Annotated in this window: 17 protein-coding genes; 8 read left to right on the top strand and 9 right to left on the bottom strand. The window is 72.3% G+C overall.

The genetic code is table 11. The annotated features are described in order from the left end of the window. The first annotated feature begins 165 nt into the window (after nucleotides 1-165). Nucleotides 166-555 carry a sensor histidine kinase gene (locus GUY59_RS11280; protein WP_138199665.1) on the top strand — a complete coding sequence of 130 codons (390 nt, stop codon included), beginning with the start codon at nucleotides 166-168 and terminating at the stop codon, nucleotides 553-555. A 19-nt stretch (nucleotides 556-574) separates the two neighbouring features. On the opposite strand, the gene map is transcribed toward GUY59_RS11280, so the two are convergent. Then, entirely contained in the window at nucleotides 575-1,423 is an 849-nt protein-coding gene (gene map / locus GUY59_RS11285; RefSeq protein ID WP_132330328.1) for a type I methionyl aminopeptidase, read from the bottom strand. 5 nt (nucleotides 1,424-1,428) lie between these two features. Between map and GUY59_RS11290 the strand changes: the two genes are divergently transcribed. Beyond that, nucleotides 1,429-1,632, top strand: coding sequence for a hypothetical protein (locus GUY59_RS11290; RefSeq protein WP_132330326.1), 204 nt, complete (start codon nucleotides 1,429-1,431; stop codon nucleotides 1,630-1,632). Here GUY59_RS11290 and GUY59_RS11295 read toward each other — a convergent pair. Beyond that, a complete protein-coding gene (locus GUY59_RS11295) occupies nucleotides 1,629-2,273 on the bottom strand; it encodes a cyclase family protein (protein WP_138199664.1) in 645 nt (214 codons plus the stop codon). The genes GUY59_RS11290 and GUY59_RS11295 overlap by 4 nt on opposite strands. 10 nt (nucleotides 2,274-2,283) lie before the next feature. Further along, complete coding sequence (locus GUY59_RS11300) at nucleotides 2,284-2,862, bottom strand: hypothetical protein (RefSeq protein ID WP_132330322.1); 579 nt, start codon at nucleotides 2,860-2,862, stop codon at nucleotides 2,284-2,286. A gap of 172 nt (nucleotides 2,863-3,034) precedes the next feature. Here GUY59_RS11300 and GUY59_RS48495 point away from each other — a divergent pair, with 172 nt between their 5' ends. Next, on the top strand, nucleotides 3,035-4,189 hold the full coding sequence (locus GUY59_RS48495) for a lipase family protein (protein WP_269128756.1): 1,155 nt from the start codon (nucleotides 3,035-3,037) through the stop codon (nucleotides 4,187-4,189). Nucleotides 4,190-4,283: 94 nt separating this feature from the next. Next, nucleotides 4,284-4,937 carry an NADPH-dependent F420 reductase gene (gene npdG / locus GUY59_RS11310; RefSeq protein WP_138199663.1) on the top strand — a complete coding sequence of 218 codons (654 nt, stop codon included), beginning with the start codon at nucleotides 4,284-4,286 and terminating at the stop codon, nucleotides 4,935-4,937. Between the two features lie 19 nt (nucleotides 4,938-4,956). On the opposite strand, the gene GUY59_RS51320 is transcribed toward npdG, so the two are convergent. Genes GUY59_RS51320 through yczR form a run of 5 tightly spaced genes read right to left on the bottom strand, consistent with a single transcriptional unit; the run spans nucleotide 4,957 to nucleotide 10,456 of the window. Beyond that, nucleotides 4,957-6,651 (bottom strand): helix-turn-helix transcriptional regulator, encoded by a 1,695-nt coding sequence (locus GUY59_RS51320; protein WP_161714485.1) that lies wholly within the window; start codon nucleotides 6,649-6,651, stop codon nucleotides 4,957-4,959. 8 nt (nucleotides 6,652-6,659) lie between these two features. Next, nucleotides 6,660-7,397, bottom strand: coding sequence for an ABC transporter permease (locus GUY59_RS11320; RefSeq protein WP_138199662.1), 738 nt, complete (start codon nucleotides 7,395-7,397; stop codon nucleotides 6,660-6,662). Beyond that, complete coding sequence (locus tag GUY59_RS11325; RefSeq protein WP_138199661.1) at nucleotides 7,394-8,281, bottom strand: ABC transporter ATP-binding protein; 888 nt, start codon at nucleotides 8,279-8,281, stop codon at nucleotides 7,394-7,396. The genes GUY59_RS11320 and GUY59_RS11325 overlap by 4 nt, the downstream gene beginning before the upstream one ends. A gap of 45 nt (nucleotides 8,282-8,326) precedes the next feature. Then, nucleotides 8,327-9,013: an alpha/beta hydrolase gene (locus GUY59_RS11330; RefSeq protein WP_138199660.1), complete on the bottom strand. Its 687-nt coding sequence runs from the start codon at nucleotides 9,011-9,013 to the stop codon at nucleotides 8,327-8,329. Nucleotides 9,014-9,025: 12 nt separating this feature from the next. Further along, nucleotides 9,026-10,456: an aminotransferase-like domain-containing protein gene (gene yczR / locus GUY59_RS11335; protein WP_138199659.1), complete on the bottom strand. Its 1,431-nt coding sequence runs from the start codon at nucleotides 10,454-10,456 to the stop codon at nucleotides 9,026-9,028. A 60-nt stretch (nucleotides 10,457-10,516) separates the two neighbouring features. On the opposite strand from yczR, the gene GUY59_RS11340 reads away from it, so the two are divergent. Next, nucleotides 10,517-11,689: a trans-sulfuration enzyme family protein gene (locus GUY59_RS11340; protein WP_138199658.1), complete on the top strand. Its 1,173-nt coding sequence runs from the start codon at nucleotides 10,517-10,519 to the stop codon at nucleotides 11,687-11,689. A gap of 43 nt (nucleotides 11,690-11,732) precedes the next feature. Beyond that, nucleotides 11,733-12,683 (top strand): serine/threonine dehydratase, encoded by a 951-nt coding sequence (locus GUY59_RS11345; protein ID WP_138199657.1) that lies wholly within the window; start codon nucleotides 11,733-11,735, stop codon nucleotides 12,681-12,683. A 120-nt stretch (nucleotides 12,684-12,803) separates the two neighbouring features. Here the strand turns inward: GUY59_RS11345 and panB are convergent, their stop codons facing one another. Then, nucleotides 12,804-13,634 (bottom strand): 3-methyl-2-oxobutanoate hydroxymethyltransferase, encoded by an 831-nt coding sequence (gene panB / locus GUY59_RS11350; RefSeq protein WP_138199656.1) that lies wholly within the window; start codon nucleotides 13,632-13,634, stop codon nucleotides 12,804-12,806. Between the two features lie 135 nt (nucleotides 13,635-13,769). On the opposite strand from panB, the gene GUY59_RS11355 reads away from it, so the two are divergent. Together GUY59_RS11355 and GUY59_RS11360 are read left to right on the top strand one after the other, a co-directional pair. Continuing rightward, nucleotides 13,770-15,044, top strand: coding sequence for an MFS transporter (locus GUY59_RS11355; RefSeq protein ID WP_138199655.1), 1,275 nt, complete (start codon nucleotides 13,770-13,772; stop codon nucleotides 15,042-15,044). Between the two features lie 202 nt (nucleotides 15,045-15,246). After that, nucleotides 15,247-16,797 carry an MFS transporter gene (locus GUY59_RS11360; protein WP_138199654.1) on the top strand — a complete coding sequence of 517 codons (1,551 nt, stop codon included), beginning with the start codon at nucleotides 15,247-15,249 and terminating at the stop codon, nucleotides 16,795-16,797. Nucleotides 16,798-16,800 lie beyond the last annotated feature (3 nt).

Genomic DNA, 16,800 nt, shown 5'->3' on the forward strand with positions numbered 1-16,800 from the left:
GACCGGCGGGTAGCCTGACCTTCAGGGGAGACGGGCATAACCCTGTTCGCCGGCGGGCGCAGCCTTGAGGGGGATTGCGCTCTGCGCGGGTTCGGGAGCGCCGGAGTGGGGACCGGCGTGGGCCCGGTGCCAAGAGAGGCGAGACCATTGGCGGAAGAAACGCGGATGCGAGGGGGGCAGAGCCTGGCCGAGGCGCTGGAGACCTGCCTCACCGAGTGGTCGGAGCGCACAGGGATCGTGGTCGAGACCTGGGCGCTGCCCGCGACGGACGTGCCGTCGCGCGTGACGCGCGGCGTCATGACCACGATGGGCGAAGCTCTGTCGAACGTCGAGCGGCACAGCAGGGCCAAGACCGTCTCCATCGCCGTGACCGCGGGCAGGAGCGGGCTGCGCCTGACCGTCAGCGACGACGGCAAAGGCTTTCCCGCGCCGGTGACGGGGCGCGGGATCGCGAGGATGCGGGCGGCCTTCGCGGAGATCGGCGGCAGCCTGTCGGTCAACACCGTGCCGGGAGAGGGCACCACGGTGACCGGGGTGGTGCCCATGCGGCGGTGACGCGGGCGCCGGCGCACGGTCAGGGCAGGGTGAGGATCTCGCTGCCGGTGTCGGTGACCACGATGGTGTGCTCGAACTGGGCCGTGCGCTTGCGGTCTTTCGTGACCGCGGTCCACTTGTCGGGCCAGATGTCGTAGTCGATGGTCCCCAGCGTCAGCATCGGCTCGATCGTGAACGTCATCCCCGGCACCAGCTCCACCCGCAGCGACGGGTCGTCGTAGTGGGGCACCATGAGGCCGGAGTGGAAGCTCGTGCCGATGCCGTGGCCGGTGAAGTCTCGCACGACCCCATAGCCGAACCGCTTGGCGTACGCCTCGATGACGCGGCCCACGACGTTGAGCTGCCGGCCCGGGGCGACCGCCTTGATCGCGCGCATCATCGCCTCGCGTGTGCGCTCCACCAGCAGCCGCGACTCCTCGTCGACCTCGCCCACGAGGTAGGTGGCGTCGGTGTCGCCGTGGACGCCGCCGATGTAGGCGGTGATGTCGACGTTGACGATGTCGCCGTCGCGCAGCACGGTGTCGTCGGGGATGCCGTGACAGATCACCTCGTTGATCGACGTGCACAGCGACTTGGGATAGCCCTTGTAGCCGAGCGTGCTCGGGTAGGCGCCGTGGTCGATGAGGAAGTCGTGGCCGATCCTGTCGAGCTCGTCGGTCGTGACGCCCGGCCGGACGTTTCTCCCGACCTCCTCGAGTGCCTGGGCGGCGATCCTGCCCGCCACCCGCATACGCTCGATCATCTCGGGGGTCTTCACGTCGGACTCGCCGGTGGTGGGGCGCTTCTTGCCGACGTACTCCGGCCGCTCGATGTGGGCGGGGACCTTTCGCATGGGCGAAACTCGCCCTGGCTGGAGCAGTGTCGTCATGAAACATGAGTCTACGGGGCAGAATTGACCCCGTGAGCGAAGGCCAGTGGTGGTTCTGCCTCAAGCACATGAGGGTCGAGCCCGACAAGGGGTGCCCCAACAAGGACCGGATGGGGCCCTACGCGTCCGAGCAGGAAGCCGCCGGAGCGCTGCAGCGCGCCGCCGACCGCAACAAGGCATGGGATGAGGCCGACGAGGACGACGACTAAGGCACGACGGCGTAGGCCCGGACCGGAAACGTGCCGAGGCCGGCGACCATCGGCGGCGCCGCGTGGAAGCGGAAACCGTCGTCGGGCAGCGCGTCCAGCCCCGTCAGGTGCTCCACGATGGGGATGCCCGCCCGCAGCAGGATCGAGTGGGCGGGGCGTTCGCCGTGCGGCGGGGTGTCGTCGATGTTGAGCGAGTCGATGCCGACCAGTGCCGGGCCCTGCCCGGCCAGCCAGGCGGCCGACTCGGGCGCGAGGTGAGGGTGTCCGTGGGCGTAGGCGTCGGTGCCGAAGTGGCGGTCCCATCCCGTGTGGATCAGCACGGCCCGGCCGCGTACGTCCAGCGCCCGGTCGAGGCTCACCACGCGCTGCCCCGCGGCCCGCACCACCAGGCCGGGAAGGTCGGCCAGCTTCGACAGCGGCACCTGCGACAGGTCGCCGCCGCCGGCGTACCGGTGGAACGGGGTGTCGACGTAGGTGCCGGTGTTGGCGGCCATCGTGATCACGCCGATGTGGAACTCCGTGCCCGGCGCGTACATCCCACGTGAGTCCTCCCGGCTCAGGTGCACCCCGAGCTTCGGACCAGGGATGCCGGGGAAGGTCGTCATTCCCTCGACGACACGGTGGCTGAGTTCGACGATCACCGGCGCCTCCTCAGTCGGTCACCTGCGGGCCGCTGACCTTGTCCAGCAGCCTGGCCAGGCGCTCGCGCAGCCCCAGGCGCCGCTCCACCTCGCCGGCCGCCGCGCTCACCAGGTGCTGCGCGCCGTCGAACGTCACCGGCCCGCTGCGGGGCACCGCGATCGCGTCATGGGCGAGGCCCGTCAGCTCGGCGTCGCCGCCCTCGATCGCCAGGATCGTCGCGCCCGTGCGCCGGGCGTCGTCGACGCGTTCGAGCAGCGGGACAGGGGCCTGCTGCTCGGCCAGCACGAACAACGTCTCGCCCCGCGCCGCCCGCTCCAGGCGGTCGAAGCCGACGCGCAGGTGGGCGGGAGCGTCGCTCGGCGGGGCCCAGCGCACCAGGGTGGGCGTGAGCTGCGTCAGCCCGGAGTAGCGCGCCTCGTCGCTGAGATGCGCGGTCAGGTGCCAGGGTTCGTCGTCGGGCGGGCCGACCAGCAGCAGGCCGCCGGGCGAGCGGGTGGCGCGCAGGGCGAGACCCAGCTCGCGCGCGCGGTCGATCCAGCCGGTGTCGGCCAGGAGCTCGCGCAGGAGTGCCACCGATCCTGAGTCCATCCCTCCATGGTGCCCGACGTCGTCCTCGCGGGGAGGCTGATTCGGGAGTGGTGTACGGACACCAGGTGGCCGCCACCCGCCAGAACGGGCCTTGACAAGGGGTTACCGGCGAGTAACGATCGGCTCGCGGCGCCGCCCCCCGAGTGCGTAATCCTCAAGAAAGGGGCGGCACATGACCTCACGTGTGCGCGTCAGCATGTCCCTGTCCCTGTTATCGACCCTGTTGCTGGTTTTGTCCCTCGTCACCACCCCCGCCCGCGCGGCGACCCCCGGCGACGTCGTCTCGGCCCGGCCCACCACCGTCTACCTGCTGCCGGGCAAGCTGCTCGAGGTGCCGGTCAACGCCTGGCACGTCCTCTACCACTCCACCTCCGCCACCGGCTCGCCCAACACCGTCTCCGGCACGCTGCTCGTGCCCAAGAGCCGCTACCCGCTCGGCACCCGCCCGATCGTCGGGTACGCCGTCGGCACCCACGGGCTCGGCGACCAGTGCGCCCCCTCCGTCAGCATGGCCCAGGGCCGCGAGGCCGAGCTCGCGCTGGTGAGCCTGTTGCTGCTCAAGGGGTTCGCGGTGGCGATCACCGACTACGAGGGGCTCGGCACGCCAGGGCCGCACACGTACATGGCGGGGATCTCCCAGGGGCGCGCCGTGCTCGACTCGATCAGGGCCGCGACCCGCGTGCCCGGCGCGGGGCTGTCCGGCCGGGCGCCCGTCGCCGTCATGGGCTACTCCCAGGGCGGCGCCTCCGCCGGATGGGCCGCCCAGCTGCAGCCCGCGTACGCGCCCGAACTGCGGCTGCGAGCCGTCGCGGCCGGCGGCGTGCCCGCCGACCTGCACGCCGTCGCCGCCCATCTCGACGGCGGCGACGACTTCGGGCTGGCCGCGGCCGCCGGCGTGGGGCTCGACGCCGCCTACCCGGAGCTCGACCTCGACGCCGACCTCAACGATCGCGGCCGTGCGCTGCTCGCCGACGCCGCCGACGACTGCGTGGGCGACCTGGACAAGCTCGCCGGGCTGCGCTTCTCCGACCTGAGCCCGATCGACCTGCTCGGCCAGCCCAAGTGGCGGGCGCGACTGGCGGAGAACCGGCTCGGGTCCGTGGCCCCGGAGGTGCCGGTGTTCCTCTACCACGCCAGTGGGGACCAGATCATCCCGCTCTCGGTGGGGTCGGCGCTGCGCTCGGAGTACTGCCGGGCCGGGGTGAACGTGCGCTGGGCCGGGCTGCCCGCGCCCGACCACGTCACCGGAGCCGTCGAGGGCGGGCCGCTGGCCATCGGGTGGCTGGCGCTTCGGTTGTACGGGCTGCCCACGTCCGGCAACTGCTGACCCGCCGCCGGATCCGCCTTTCGCCGGTGGGCCGGGCTCGCCCGCGGTGAGCCCGGCTGCCGGTCCGGAGGGGCGGAGCTGGCATGATCTGTTTATGACTGACGTTAACGGGCTTTCCATCGGCATCCTCGGCGGCACCGGCGACCAGGGCAAAGGGCTGGCGCGGCGGTTCGCGCTCGCGGGGCATCCGGTGCTGATCGGATCGCGCAGCGCCCAGCGCGCCCAGGAGGCGGCCGAGTCCATCGGTGCGGGTGCGACGGGCGACGAGAACGCCGCCGTCGCCTCCCAGGCCGGCCTTGTGATCGTCGCGGTGCCGTACGACGGGCACAAGGCGCTGCTGGAGTCCCTCCGCGCCGAGCTGGCAGGCAAGATCGTGGTCGACTGCGTCAACCCGCTCGGGTTCGACAAGCAGGGCGCGTACGCGCTCCCCGTCGAGGAGGGCAGCGCGGCGCAGCAGGCCGCCGCGGTGCTGACCGAGAGCCGCGTGGTGGCCGCCTTCCACCACGTGTCGGCCGTGGTGCTGATGGACCCGTCGGTGGAGAAGGTGGACCTCGACGTGCTGGTGCTGGGCGACGACCGCGAGGCCACGAGCACGGTGCAGGCCCTCGCCGAGGCCATCCCGGGAGTGCGGGGCGTCTATGGCGGACGACTGCGCAACGCCCACCAGGTGGAGGCGCTGACCGCCAACATCATTTCCATCAACCGCCGCTACAAGGCGCACGCCGGCCTGCGCGTCACCGACATCTGACCCGCGTGAGGCACCCGGCTCACAACCAGCCGGCGTCCTCGGCGATGCGGATGGCGTCGATCTTGTTGCGGGCGCCCGTCTTGGTGATGGCTCCGGTCAAATAGTTGCGTACGGTGCCGGGCGACAGGTGCAGCCGCGCGGCGGTGTCCTCGGCCGACGCGCCCCTGGCCGCCTCCCTGAGCACGGTCGACTCCCGGGGCGTCAGCGGGCTCTCGCCGTGCTCCATGGCCGAGGTGACGAGTTCGGCGTCCAGCACGCGCAGGCCGGCGGCCGTACGCCTGACGGCGTCGGAGAGCCGGTCGCCGGGCGCGTCCTTGACCAGGAACGCCTCGATGCCGGCGGCCAGCGCCCTGCGCACGTGGCCGGGCTGTCCCATCGCGGTGAGCACGAGGATCCGGCAGGACGGCAGGCGCTCGCGCAGCTCGGCGGCGGCGGTGATGCCGTCGACGACCGGCAGGTCGATGTCCACGACGGCGACATCGGGGCGGGTCTCCATGGCCCTGGGCACGATCTCGTCGCCGCGGGTGACCTCCGCGACCACGTCGATGTCGGACTCGAGGCGGAGCAGGGCGGTGAGGGCGGCGCGGATCATGTGCATGTCCTCGGCCAGCAGCACTCTGATCACGTCGCCACCTCCACGGCCAGCAGGAAACCTCCCACGCCCGTCGGGCCTGGCGGAGCGGGCCGCGCAGGAGCCGCCGGCCTGCGCGGCCCGCTCCGCCAGGCCCGTGAGCCCGCCGCCGGCGGGTTCCGAGCCTGTGAGCGCGCCGTCGTTGGCCACCTCGAGACGGAGCGTCGTGTCGTGCAGCGACGTCGTGATCGTGCAGGTCGTGGCCCGGCTGTGGCGCAGGACGTTGGTGACCCCTTCGCGCACCGCCCACGCCAGCGCCTCCTCGGACCGCCGGGGGAGCGGCACGTCGGCCAGGTGCGCCTGCGCGTCCACCCCGGACGACTCCAGCAGCGCCACCGCCCTGTCGACCTCGCCGGTCAGAGACAACTCCCGGTAGCCCTTGGCCACCTGCCGTACGTCCTTGGCCGCCTCCCTGGCCACCAGAACCAGCTCGCCCACCTCCGAGCGGGCCTGGCCGGGATCGCCCTCCATGAGGCGGGCGGCCAGGTCGCCCTTGAGCGCGATCGCGGTGAGGCTGCGGCCGAGCCCGTCGTGCAGGTCGCGGGAGATGCGCAGACGTTCCCTCATCACCGCGGCGTCCGCCAGCTCGGCCCTGGCCTCCTCCAGCTCGGCCGTCACCCGGACGAACCGCACCAGCGCGTACGTCATCGCCCCCGTCGTCGGCACGGTGACCACGTAGAAGGCGACGATCACCGGCATAGGGCCCGACAGGGACAACACGGCGCCCTCGTAGACCATCATGAGCCCCACCAGCGCGCCGCCCCAGCGCAGCGGCAGGAAGACCAGCAGGGTGCCGGCCAGCAGCGGGGCCGCCACGGCCGACCAGCCGCCCGGCAGCAGGTCCGGCAGGTAGGTCGCGACCGCCTGGAGCACGAGCGTGGCAGGGAAGAGCGGCGGGCGCGCATCGCGCAGCGCCGCCCGCATGTTGAGGGAGTGGGTGGCGATCACGGCGGTGATCGCCATGGCGGCCAGCACACCGTAGGTCGCGCCCTGCTGGAAGTAGAGCAGCGCGATCATCGTGTAGGCGCATGAGACGCCGACGAGCAACCCGGTCGCGAGCCGCCTGGCGGATGACGAGATCACGGTGACGATCATGACCTGCGTGGTTCCCAGCGGAACCACAGCCGGATCGCGGCCAGCCCGGCCAGCGTCCATCCGGCCAGGATCAACAGGGGGACGACGAGGTCGCCGGTCCTGACGGCGTCGACGACGGCCGTGGTCGGCAGCAGGTCGAGCACGGGAGGCAGCCACGAGGGCAGCGGGATGGGGCCCATCGCGCCCGCGGAGACGCCCGCCACCAGGAACACCGGCGTGGTGAACGCCGCCGCCAGCTCCGCGCGCGGGACGGCGGCCGTGTACGCGCCGCCGAGCAGGGACAACACGGCCGAGCCTGCGATCACGACGGCGGCGAACGAGAAGGGGTTCGCCGGCAGCGGAACCCCGGCCACGAGGTGCACGGCCAGCGTGCACAACACGGTCACGACCACGGTCTGGGTCGCCGTGCCGGCGATCTGGCCGGTGAGGATCTGCGCGTCGGTCAGCCGGCTCGCCCGCAGCCGTTTCAGCACGAGCTGGTCGCGGCGGCCGGCCAGGACGACCGTGACGTTCATGAACGCGGTGATCGCCAGCAGCAGCGCGAGCGCGCCCTGAAAGACGTGGGTGGCCGCGGCGACGCCGGTCACGTTCCGCATGAGGGCGGGCATCCCGACGGCCAGCCCGACGGGTGTGACCACGGAGGCGAACACCATGGACTTGTCCCGCCAGAACAGGCGGGTCGCGAGGCGGTAGGTGGCGGCCATGTTCATCGGGCCGGTCATCGGGCCGGTCATCGGGCGCTCCTGGACAGGTCGAGGAAGAGGTCTTCGAGGGTGGCCGTACGGACCTCCAGGCCGGCCAGGCGCACGCCGCGCGCGGCCGCCCAGCTGAGGAGCGTCTGCGCGGCGAGATCGGGATCCTCGGCCCGGAAGACGGCGAGGTCGCCCTCCAGGGTGACCGCCAGCGGCAGGTCCGCGGGACGGACCTCGGCGGGCATCCGGAACGCCACCCGCCCGCGCCGCGCCGCGAGCGTCTCCGCCATCCCGCCGGAGGCCACGATCTCACCCTGGTCCATGACGGCGAGGGCGGAGGCCAGGCGCTGCGCCTCCTCCAGGTAGTGGGTCGTCAGCAGGACCGTGATGCCCTGCCCGGCCAGGTCGCGGACCACCTCCCAGGTCCTCGACCGCGCCTCGGGGTCCATGCCGGTCGTCGGCTCGTCGAGGAACAGCACGTCGGGGCGGCCCAGCAGGGCGAGCGCGAGGTCGAGCCTGCGCTTCTCGCCGCCGGACAGCTGGCGCACCCGCGTGCCGGACCGGCCCGCCAGCCCGGCCAGCTCCAGCGCCTCGTCGCGCGGGCGCGGTGCGGCGGTGAAGTCGCGCCAGATGCCGACGGTCTGGGCGACCGTCAGCTCAGGGAAGAACCCGGCCTCCTGCAACATGATCCCGACGCGCTGACGCAGGGCCGCCCTGTCGGACCAGGGGTCGAGGCCGAGCACCCGCACGGTGCCGCTGCCGGCGCGCTGGAAACCGGCGAGCACCTCGACCGTCGTGGTCTTGCCCGCGCCGTTCCTGCCGAGCAGTGCGAAGACCGTGCCTTCGGCGACCTCGAACGAGACGTCCTTGACCGCGGGGAAACCCTGGTGGCTCTTGCTGAGCCCGCTCACTTCTATCGCTCTCACGGGTCCGACTATCGCGGGGCGCGATCGCGGACGGCAGTGAAGAATTCACGACTTCCCGGAGAGCTTGAGCAGCGCGTCGGTGACGCCTTCCGGGTCGATCAGCTGGTGCAGGTGCTGACCGGGCAGGCGGGTCACGGGCCAGCCGCGCCGCCCGGCCTCCTCGGCGATCGTGTCGTACGGTGGGCCGTACCACAACATCGAGCACCTGACGTCGTCCCATCCGGCGGGCACGGGCAGGGCCTGAGTGTAGTAGTCGAGCGGCAGCCGGGGCTGCTCGGCCGCCACCCGCACCCGCGTCGCGGGGTCGGGCAGCAGGGCCACGACGTCCTCCTCGTCCCACCAGTCGGTCCAGCGCGGCAACATCCCGTCGGGGCCCGCCAGGTCGCGCAGGAACGGCAGGAACCCGTCGTCGGCGGCCTTGACCAGCCCGTCGCGCGGCGGGAGGTGCGCGTCGGCGAACACGCAGGCCACCACCCGCCCGTCGAGCCCTTCCTTGATCAACGGCAGGAAGAGCCCGGCGTTGCTGTGCCCGGCGAGCACCACGCGGCTGGCGGGTGTGGCCGCGCGCACAGTCTCCACCACGCGCGGCCAGTAGGGCGCCTCTCCCGCGGTCACGCCGGTCAGGTCGGGCACCACCGCCGCGTGCCCGCGGCGTTCCAGCGACTCGGCCACGGGGGCCCACGTCGAGGGCCCGACGGAAGGGCTGTGCACGAGTACGAAGGTCGAATCCATGAGCCCACCCTGTCAGACGACCAGGGCCCGACGGGAGCCCGATTTGTCCGACCCGTCGTAGACGGCCCAGGCCGCGGCCAGGTTGTTCACCGCTCGCGAAAGCTCGTCCTCGTGGAGCAGGAAGTGCAGCCGCATGTGGCCGGTGTGCCCGCCTGCGGGGTCGAACGACCGGCCGGGCGCCACCGCGACCCCGTGACGGAGCGCGACCTGGGCGAACGAGCCGGCGTCGCCGCGCGGGATGCTTACCCAGAGGGTCTGGCCGCCGAGCGCGGGCTCGAACGTCCACGACGGCAGGCGCTCGCGCAGCCCGGCGCAGAGATGGTCGTGCAGCCGGCGGGACGTGCGCACCCGCGCGGCGCGTACCTCGTCGAGGCGGCGGAGCAGGGCGACGGCGGCGAACTGGCTGAAGACCTCGCCGCCGAGGTCGCGTACGGCCCGCAGCCTGGACAGCCGCGCCACCAGCGGCGCCGCCGCGCGGATCCAGCCCACGCGCATGCCGCCCCAGACGAGCTTGCTCAGGGAGCCGACCGTGATGACCTGCTCGCCCCGTCCGTACGCCGCCAGCGGCGGCGGCGTCTCGCCCGAGAAGCACAGCTCGGCGCGGGCCTCGTCGTCGATCAGCGGAACGTCGTGCTCCGCGGCCAGCGCGGCCAGCCGCCTGCGCGCCGGACGGTCCATGACGGCGCCGTCCGGGTTGCGGGCCGTGGGGACGAAGTACGCCAGCGCGGGACGCTCGCGCATGGAAGCGTCCGCCTGCTCCGCCGTCACCGGCCTGATGGCCGCCGCCGCCTGCCTGAAGCCCTCCAGAGCGCCCGGGTACGTGGGCGTCTCGGCCAGCACGGTGTCCCCGGGGGACAGCAGCAGCCCGGCGAGCAGGGTGAGCGCCTGCTGCGCGCCTGTCGTCACGATGATCTCCTCGGGTGTCGTCGGCACGCCGCGCCCGGTGTAGTACGTGGCCAGCGCCTCCCGCAGGGCGGGCTCCCCGGCCGGCCGGTACCCCATGGAGCGGGTGCCCGCCAGCCGCGCCCCGGCCTCCGCGTACGCCTCGAACATCGCCTCCGGCGGGTCGGGCGGCGCGGCGCACGTGAGCAGTTGCACGCTGTCCGGCGGGTGCAGGAGGTGCAGCAGCAGCGGGTTGGCCGCCACTCCGTCTGCCGAGCGCGTCGCGGGCAGGCCGAGTGCCGCCACGCGGGTGCCGCTGCCCTGCCGGCGCACGACGAGCCCTTCCTGCTGCAGCAGGTCGTACGCCGCCACCACGGTGCCCCGGCCCACCGCCAGCCGCCTGGCGAGCACGCGGTCCGGCGGGAGCGGCTCGTCGGGCGGCACGACGCCGTCGTCGATCAGTTCCCGCAGCCTGGTGGCGAGCAGCAGGTACAGCGGCCCGCGCCCCGACGCCCAGCGGCCCAGCAGGTCGACCAGGTCATCATGATTGGCCCCATTCATGGACCAATTCTGTGGCATTGGCCCTCACGGTGAGTCCCATTTGTGGGCGATCCTTGGCTTATGAGCGAATTCCGCCCTGAAACGCGGGCCGTGCACCCGCCTCAGCCGGCCGTCGAGGGCAGCCGTCCGATCAGCGTTCCCATCTACCAGACCTCGGGGTTCGTGTTCGAGGACCCCGCCGTGATGGCCGCGTCGATGGGCCGCCCCGACGGCGCGTACGTCTACGGGCGCTACACCAATCCCACCGTCCGCTCCCTGGAGCTGGCCGTCTCCGGGCTCGAAGGCGGCGCGGGAGCCGTGGCCACCGGGTCGGGCATGGGCGCGATCAACACCGTCCTGCTCGGCCTGCTCAAGCCCGGCGACCACATCGTGGCCCAGCGATCGTTGTACGGGGGGACCGCCGCCATGCTCAACGAGCTGACCGGCCGGTTCGGCATCACGGTGACGTACGTGCCGGAGAACGACCCCGGCGCCCTGCGCGCCGCCGTACGGCCCGAGACCAGGCTCGTCTACCTGGAGACGATCAGCAACCCGATGACGCTCGTGGCCGACCTGCCGGGCATGTGCGCGGTGGCCCGCGAGCTCGGCATCCTGTCCGTGGTCGACAACACGTTCGCCACGGCCATGCTCTGCCGGCCGATCGAGCACGGCGCGGACATCGTTGTGCATTCCACGACCAAATATCTGTCCGGGCACACCGACGTGGTCGGCGGGCTCGCCGTCTTCGCCGACGCCGCACTCTACGAGAAGGTGTGGCACTTCTCGGTCGAGCTCGGGGCATCGGCCGACCCGTTCGCGGCCTGGCTGACGCTGCGCGGGCTGCAGACGCTGGGGCTGCGCATGGAACGCCACTGCTCCAACGCCCACCACCTGGCCGTCCGGCTCGCCGAGCACCCCGCCGTGACGGCCGTGCACTGGCCGGGGCTCGCCTCGCACCCGTCGTACGAGCTGGCGGGCAAGCTGCTGCCGGGGTTCGGCGGGGTGTTCGCGTTCGACCTCGCCGGCGGGCGCGCGGCAGGGGAGAAGTTCATGAGCTCCGTACGCCTGGCGCTGCTCGCCCCCTCGCTGGGCGGCGTCGAGACGCTCATCCTGCACCCCGCCTCAACCTCGCACCGCTCACTCAGCCCCGAGGAACTGGCCCGCAGCGGCATCGGCGAGGGCACGGTGCGCATCGCGGCCGGCATCGAGCACCCGGACGACCTGTGGGCCGACATCTCCCAGGCGCTGACATAGTGTCGGGTGCTACGACCAGGTATGTCATGAACGAGAGGACGACGTGACCACAGTCGCCCATGAGGACGTGCGGGCCGCCGCCGGCAGGATCGGCGGCCTGGCGCTGCGCACCCCGGTGCTCGAGATCTCGCCCGGACTGTTCCTCAAGCTCGAACTGCTCCAGCACTCGGGCTCCTTCAAGGTACGCGGGGCGTTCAACCGCATCCTGTCGGCCGGCGAGCTGCCCGACTGCGGCGTGATCGCGGCCAGCGGCGGCAACCACGGGCTGGCCGTGGCGTACGCGGCCCGGGAGCTGGGCGTGCGGGCCGAGATCTTCGTGCCCGAGGTGACCAGCCCGGTGAAGGTGGCCGGGCTGAAGGAACTGGGTGCGCACACCACGCAGACCGGCGCCATCTACTCCGAGGCAGCCGAGGCCGCCGCCAAACGCGCCGCCGAGACCGGCGCGCTGACAGTGCACGCCTACGACCAGCCCGAGGTGATCGCCGGGCAGGGGACCACCGGGCTGGAGATCGTGGAGCAGACCGGCGGTGTGGACACCGTGGTGGTGGCCGTCGGAGGCGGCGGCTTCGCCGCCGGCATCACCGTGGGCACAGTGGGTTCCCCGGGGCCGGTGGCGGGCGTCTCCGGAGCGGGGCCGCGGATCGTCGCCGTGGAACCCGAGCGGATCCCGACCCTGCGGGCGGCGCTTGAGGCGGGCCGCCCGGTTCCCGTCGAGGTGAGCGGGGTGGGGGCCGACGCGCTGGGTGCCAGCACGATCGGCGGCCTGGCCTTCGAGATCCTCTCCGGGCCCAGGGTCGAGAGCGCCCTCGTGACCGACGAGGCGATCATGGCCGCCCGCCGTACCCTCTGGCAACGGCACCGGATCGCAGCCGAGCCCGCCGGCGCGGCGGCGTACGCGGCGGTGTTGTCGGGCGTCTGCACGCCGAGCCCGGGGGAGCGGGTGGCGGTCGTCGTCTGCGGCTCCAACACCGATCCCGCGACCCTGACCACCTGACACCGGCCGCGCGAGGTCCGGTGCTCCGTCACCGGACGCGCGCAGCCTCGCGGACGGGTGTCCACGTCCGGCGTTACCCCGGCGGACCCGTGGCCCGCCGGGGTGGCCGGTGCGGGGCGGTCAGCGGTAGGTGTGCTCGGGCGCGGGGAAGGCGCCGGAGGTGACGTCGGCGGCGAAGGCGCGTACGGCGCGGTCCATCTCGCCCGCCATGTCCGCGTACTGCTTGACGAACTTGGCCGGACGAGGCGTCAGGCCCATGAGGTCCTGCCACACCAGCACCTGCGCGTCCGTCGACGGGCCCGCCCCGATGCCGATCGCCGGGATCGCGAGCGACGTCGTCACCCGCTGCGCCAGGTCGGCCGGCACGCACTCCAGCACCACCGAGAACGCCCCGGCACCCTCCAGGTCCTTGGCGTCCGACATGAGCTCGTCGCCCGCCTGACCGCGCCCCTGCACGCGGTAGCCGCCCATGACGTTGACCGACTGCGGCGTCAGGCCCAGGTGCGCCATGACCGGTATGCCGGCCGCGACCAGCGCCTCGACCTGGGGCACGATCCGGCGGCCGCCCTCCAGCTTGACCGCGTGCGCGCCCGCCTCCTTCATGAAGCGCGCCGCCGTCTCGAGCGCCTGCCGCGGTGAGGACTGGTACGACCCGAACGGCAGATCGGCGACCACCAGCGCGCGCGACGAGCCGCGTACGACGGCCGCCGTGAGAGGCATCAGGTCGTCGACCGTGACGGGCAGCGTGGAGTCGTGGCCGTAGACGACCATGGCCGCCGAGTCGCCCACCAGCAGGACCGGGATGCCCGCCGCGTCGAACACCCTCGCCGTCATGGCGTCGTAGGCGGTGACCATGGGCCACCGCTCTCCGCGCTCCTTGGCGGCGGCGAGGTCGCGGACGGTGACGCGGCGCCCGGCGGCGCCGCCGTACAGCGTGGTCGAAGAGGACATGTGTCATCACTCCAGGAAGGGTCTCGAGGCGCCCCTGTGGCGTACCCGGACTCCTCCGATGATGGCATGCGCGGAAAACCGGTGGCGGAACTGTCGGTGCCTCTTGCCAGAATCACCGCGGAGGTAACGAACACCATGGCTCTCGACCCCTACCGGCGGCTGTTCGCGATTCCGGGTGTCCCCACGTTGCTGCTGGTGGGGCTGTTGGCGCGCATCCCGTCCACGGCGGTGGGCCTGGCGCTGACCCTGCACGTCGCCACGACGCTGGACCTGGGCTTCGCCCGCGCCGGGCTGGTCACGATGGCCAGCACGATCGGCATGGCGGTCGGCTCGCCGCTGGCGGGCAGGTTCGTCGACAGGCACGGGCTGCGTCCCGTGGTCACCGCCACCACCGTGGCGCAGGCGGCGTTCTGGGCGTGCGCGTGGGCGCTGCCGTTCCCCGTTCTCCTCGTGGCGGCGGCGGTGGCGGGGCTGCTGGCGCTGCCGGTGTTCAGCGTGACGCGCCAGTGCCTGGCCGCCATGGTGCCCGAGGCCCAGCGGCGCAGCGGCTTCGCGCTCGACTCGATGCTGGTCGAGCTGTCCTACATGACGGGTCCCGCGCTCGCGGTGGCCGGCGTCACGACGCTCGGCAGCGGCCCGACGATGGCCGCCATCGGGGTCGGGGTGACGACCGCGGGCGTGGGGCTCATCGTGGTCAATCCGCCCACCCGCTCGGCCGGCGAAAGCGCGGAGCCGGCGGTCAGGGTGCCCAGGCGGCAGTGGGTCACGCCGGCGTTCGTGGCGCTGCTGGGCACGGTCGCGGCGGCCACGTTCGTGCTCACGGGGGCCGAGCTCGCCCTGGTCGCCGCCATGGAGCACACCGGCCAGACAGCGTGGGCCGGCCTCGCCGTGGCCGTCTGGTCGGTCTCCTCCCTGATCGGCGGTTTCCTGTACGGAGGCCTGTCCCGCGGGTTCTCGCCACTGCCCCTCATCGGGGCGATGGGCCTGCTGACCGTTCCCGTGGGGTTGGTGGGCGGCGGCTGGCACTGGCTCGTCCTGGCGCTGCTTCCCTCGGGCCTGCTCTGCGCCCCGTCCCTCTCGTCCACCGTCGACGTGCTCACCCGCTGGGTGCCCGCGGGAGCGAGGGGAGAGGCGATGGGCTTCCACGGCACCGCGCTGCTGGTGGGTGGCGCCGCCTCGGCGCCGATCGCGGGGGCCGTCATCGACGGGACGGGACCGGCATGGGCGTTCGCCGTGGCCGGCTCCGCGGGGGTGGCCATGGTGGTGGTCGCGCTCCCGTTCTGGCGCCGCCGCCCGGCGGCGGAAGTTCTCGAGGCGCCGGTGGCGCAGGCAGCCGTGGTGCCGGTGGAGGGGACGCGCGATGGCGGCGCGGACGAGCCAGGCACGGGCCTGAACGCGGTCCCCTCGTGAGCTGATCTACGGCCGGCTCCGGCGGCGACTGCCGGCGCGGTCGCGTCCAGCCGGTGCGGCGCCGAGGGAGGGGTGGCCGCCGTGTTTCCGGATGTTCACGCCGTTCACCCCCTATTTACGAAACGGCACCGTTGCGTATCGGAATGTATTGCGCTACGGTGTCGTTGCGAAACTTAGACGTATCGAAATTAAGGACCTTGTCATGGACCCGAAGACGGGGCATCCACGCCGATGGGCGATCCTCGGTGTGCTGGTGTTCAGCTTGCTGGCCGTCGTGCTGGACAACACGATTCTCAACGTCGCGATGAAGACCATCGCCGACGAGACGGTGGGCTTGGGGGCGACCCAGAGCGAGCTCGAATGGGCGATCAACTCCTACACGCTGGTGTTCGCCGGGTTGTTGTTCACGTTCGGCGTGATCGGTGACCGAACAGGGCGAAAGCGCATGCTGTTCATCGGCATGGTGTTGTTCGGGCTGGCCTCGCTGGCCAGCGCCTACGCCCAGGATCCGACGCAGTTGATCCTGGCGAGGGCGGCGATGGGCATCGGCGGCGCGGCGATCATGCCGGCCACGCTGGCCATCATCTCCAATGTCTTCCCGCCCGGTGAGCGCGGCAAGGCCATCGGCGTGTGGGCCGCGGGCGTCGGTCTCGCGGTGGCGATCGGCCCGATCACGGGCGGCCTGCTGATCGAGCACTTCTGGTGGGGCTCGGTGTTCCTGATCAACGTGCCCATCGTGCTGGTCAGCCTGGTCCTGATCTCCACGGTCGTGCCCGAGTCGCGTGACCCGAAGCCGTCGAGACTCGACCCGCTGGGTGTGGCGTTGTCGATCGTCGGTCTGGTGGCCATCGTGTACGGCATCATCCGCGGCGGCGCGCTGGGCACCGTGGCCAGCGTCGAGGTGCTGGTGCCGACGGTGTTCGGCCTGGCGGTGCTGGGCGTGTTCGTGTGGTGGGAGCGGCGCATCGACCACCCGGTCTTCGACGTCCGCAACTTCGCCAACGTGCGCTTCAGCTCGGCCATCGGCATGATGGGCATCGTTTTCTTCGCGATGATGGGCGCGATGTTCTTTCTGACCTTCTACCTGCAGATCGTGCTGGGTTTCACGCCGGTGCAGGCGGGGGCGCTGATGATCCCGTTCGCCGCGGCGCAGCTCATCTTCTCGCCGCTCAGCCAGCGGGTGAACGAGCGGTTCGGTGCCAAGCTGTCGGCCACGGTGAGCCTGATCGTGGTGACCATGGCGCTGAGCAGCTACGCTCTGATGGACCAGAACACGCCGATCGTGCTGATCGAGATCGTCTTCTTCGTGCAGGGTGCGGCGATGGCCAACATCATGCCTCCCGCGACCACCGCCATCATGGAAGCGCTGCCCAGGGAGAAGGCCGGTGTGGGGTCCGCGATGAGCAACACCGTCCGCCAGCTGGCCGGCGCGCTCGGCGTGGCAGTGCTCGGCTCGGTGCTGTCGTCCAGCTACCGGGGCGAGATGGCACCGGTGCTGGCCGCACTGCCCGCCGACGCCCGGCACGCCGCCGGAGAGTCGATCATGGGGACGATGACCGTCGCCCAGTCCCTGGGAGAGCAGGGGCAGGCGCTGGTCAAGCCGGCGTACGCCGCGTTCGTCGAGGGCATGCACGTCACCGCCATGGTGTCGGCGGTGGTGGCCCTGCTGGGCGTCGTGGTCGTGGCACGGTGGATGCCCGGCAAGCCCCGCCCCGTACAGCAGACGGAACAGAGGGAACCCGCTACAGTGTGAGGC

The organism is Nonomuraea sp. K271 (genome assembly GCF_009908215.1).
In the GTDB taxonomy this organism is placed as follows: Bacteria; Actinomycetota; Actinomycetes; order Streptosporangiales; family Streptosporangiaceae; genus Nonomuraea; species Nonomuraea longispora.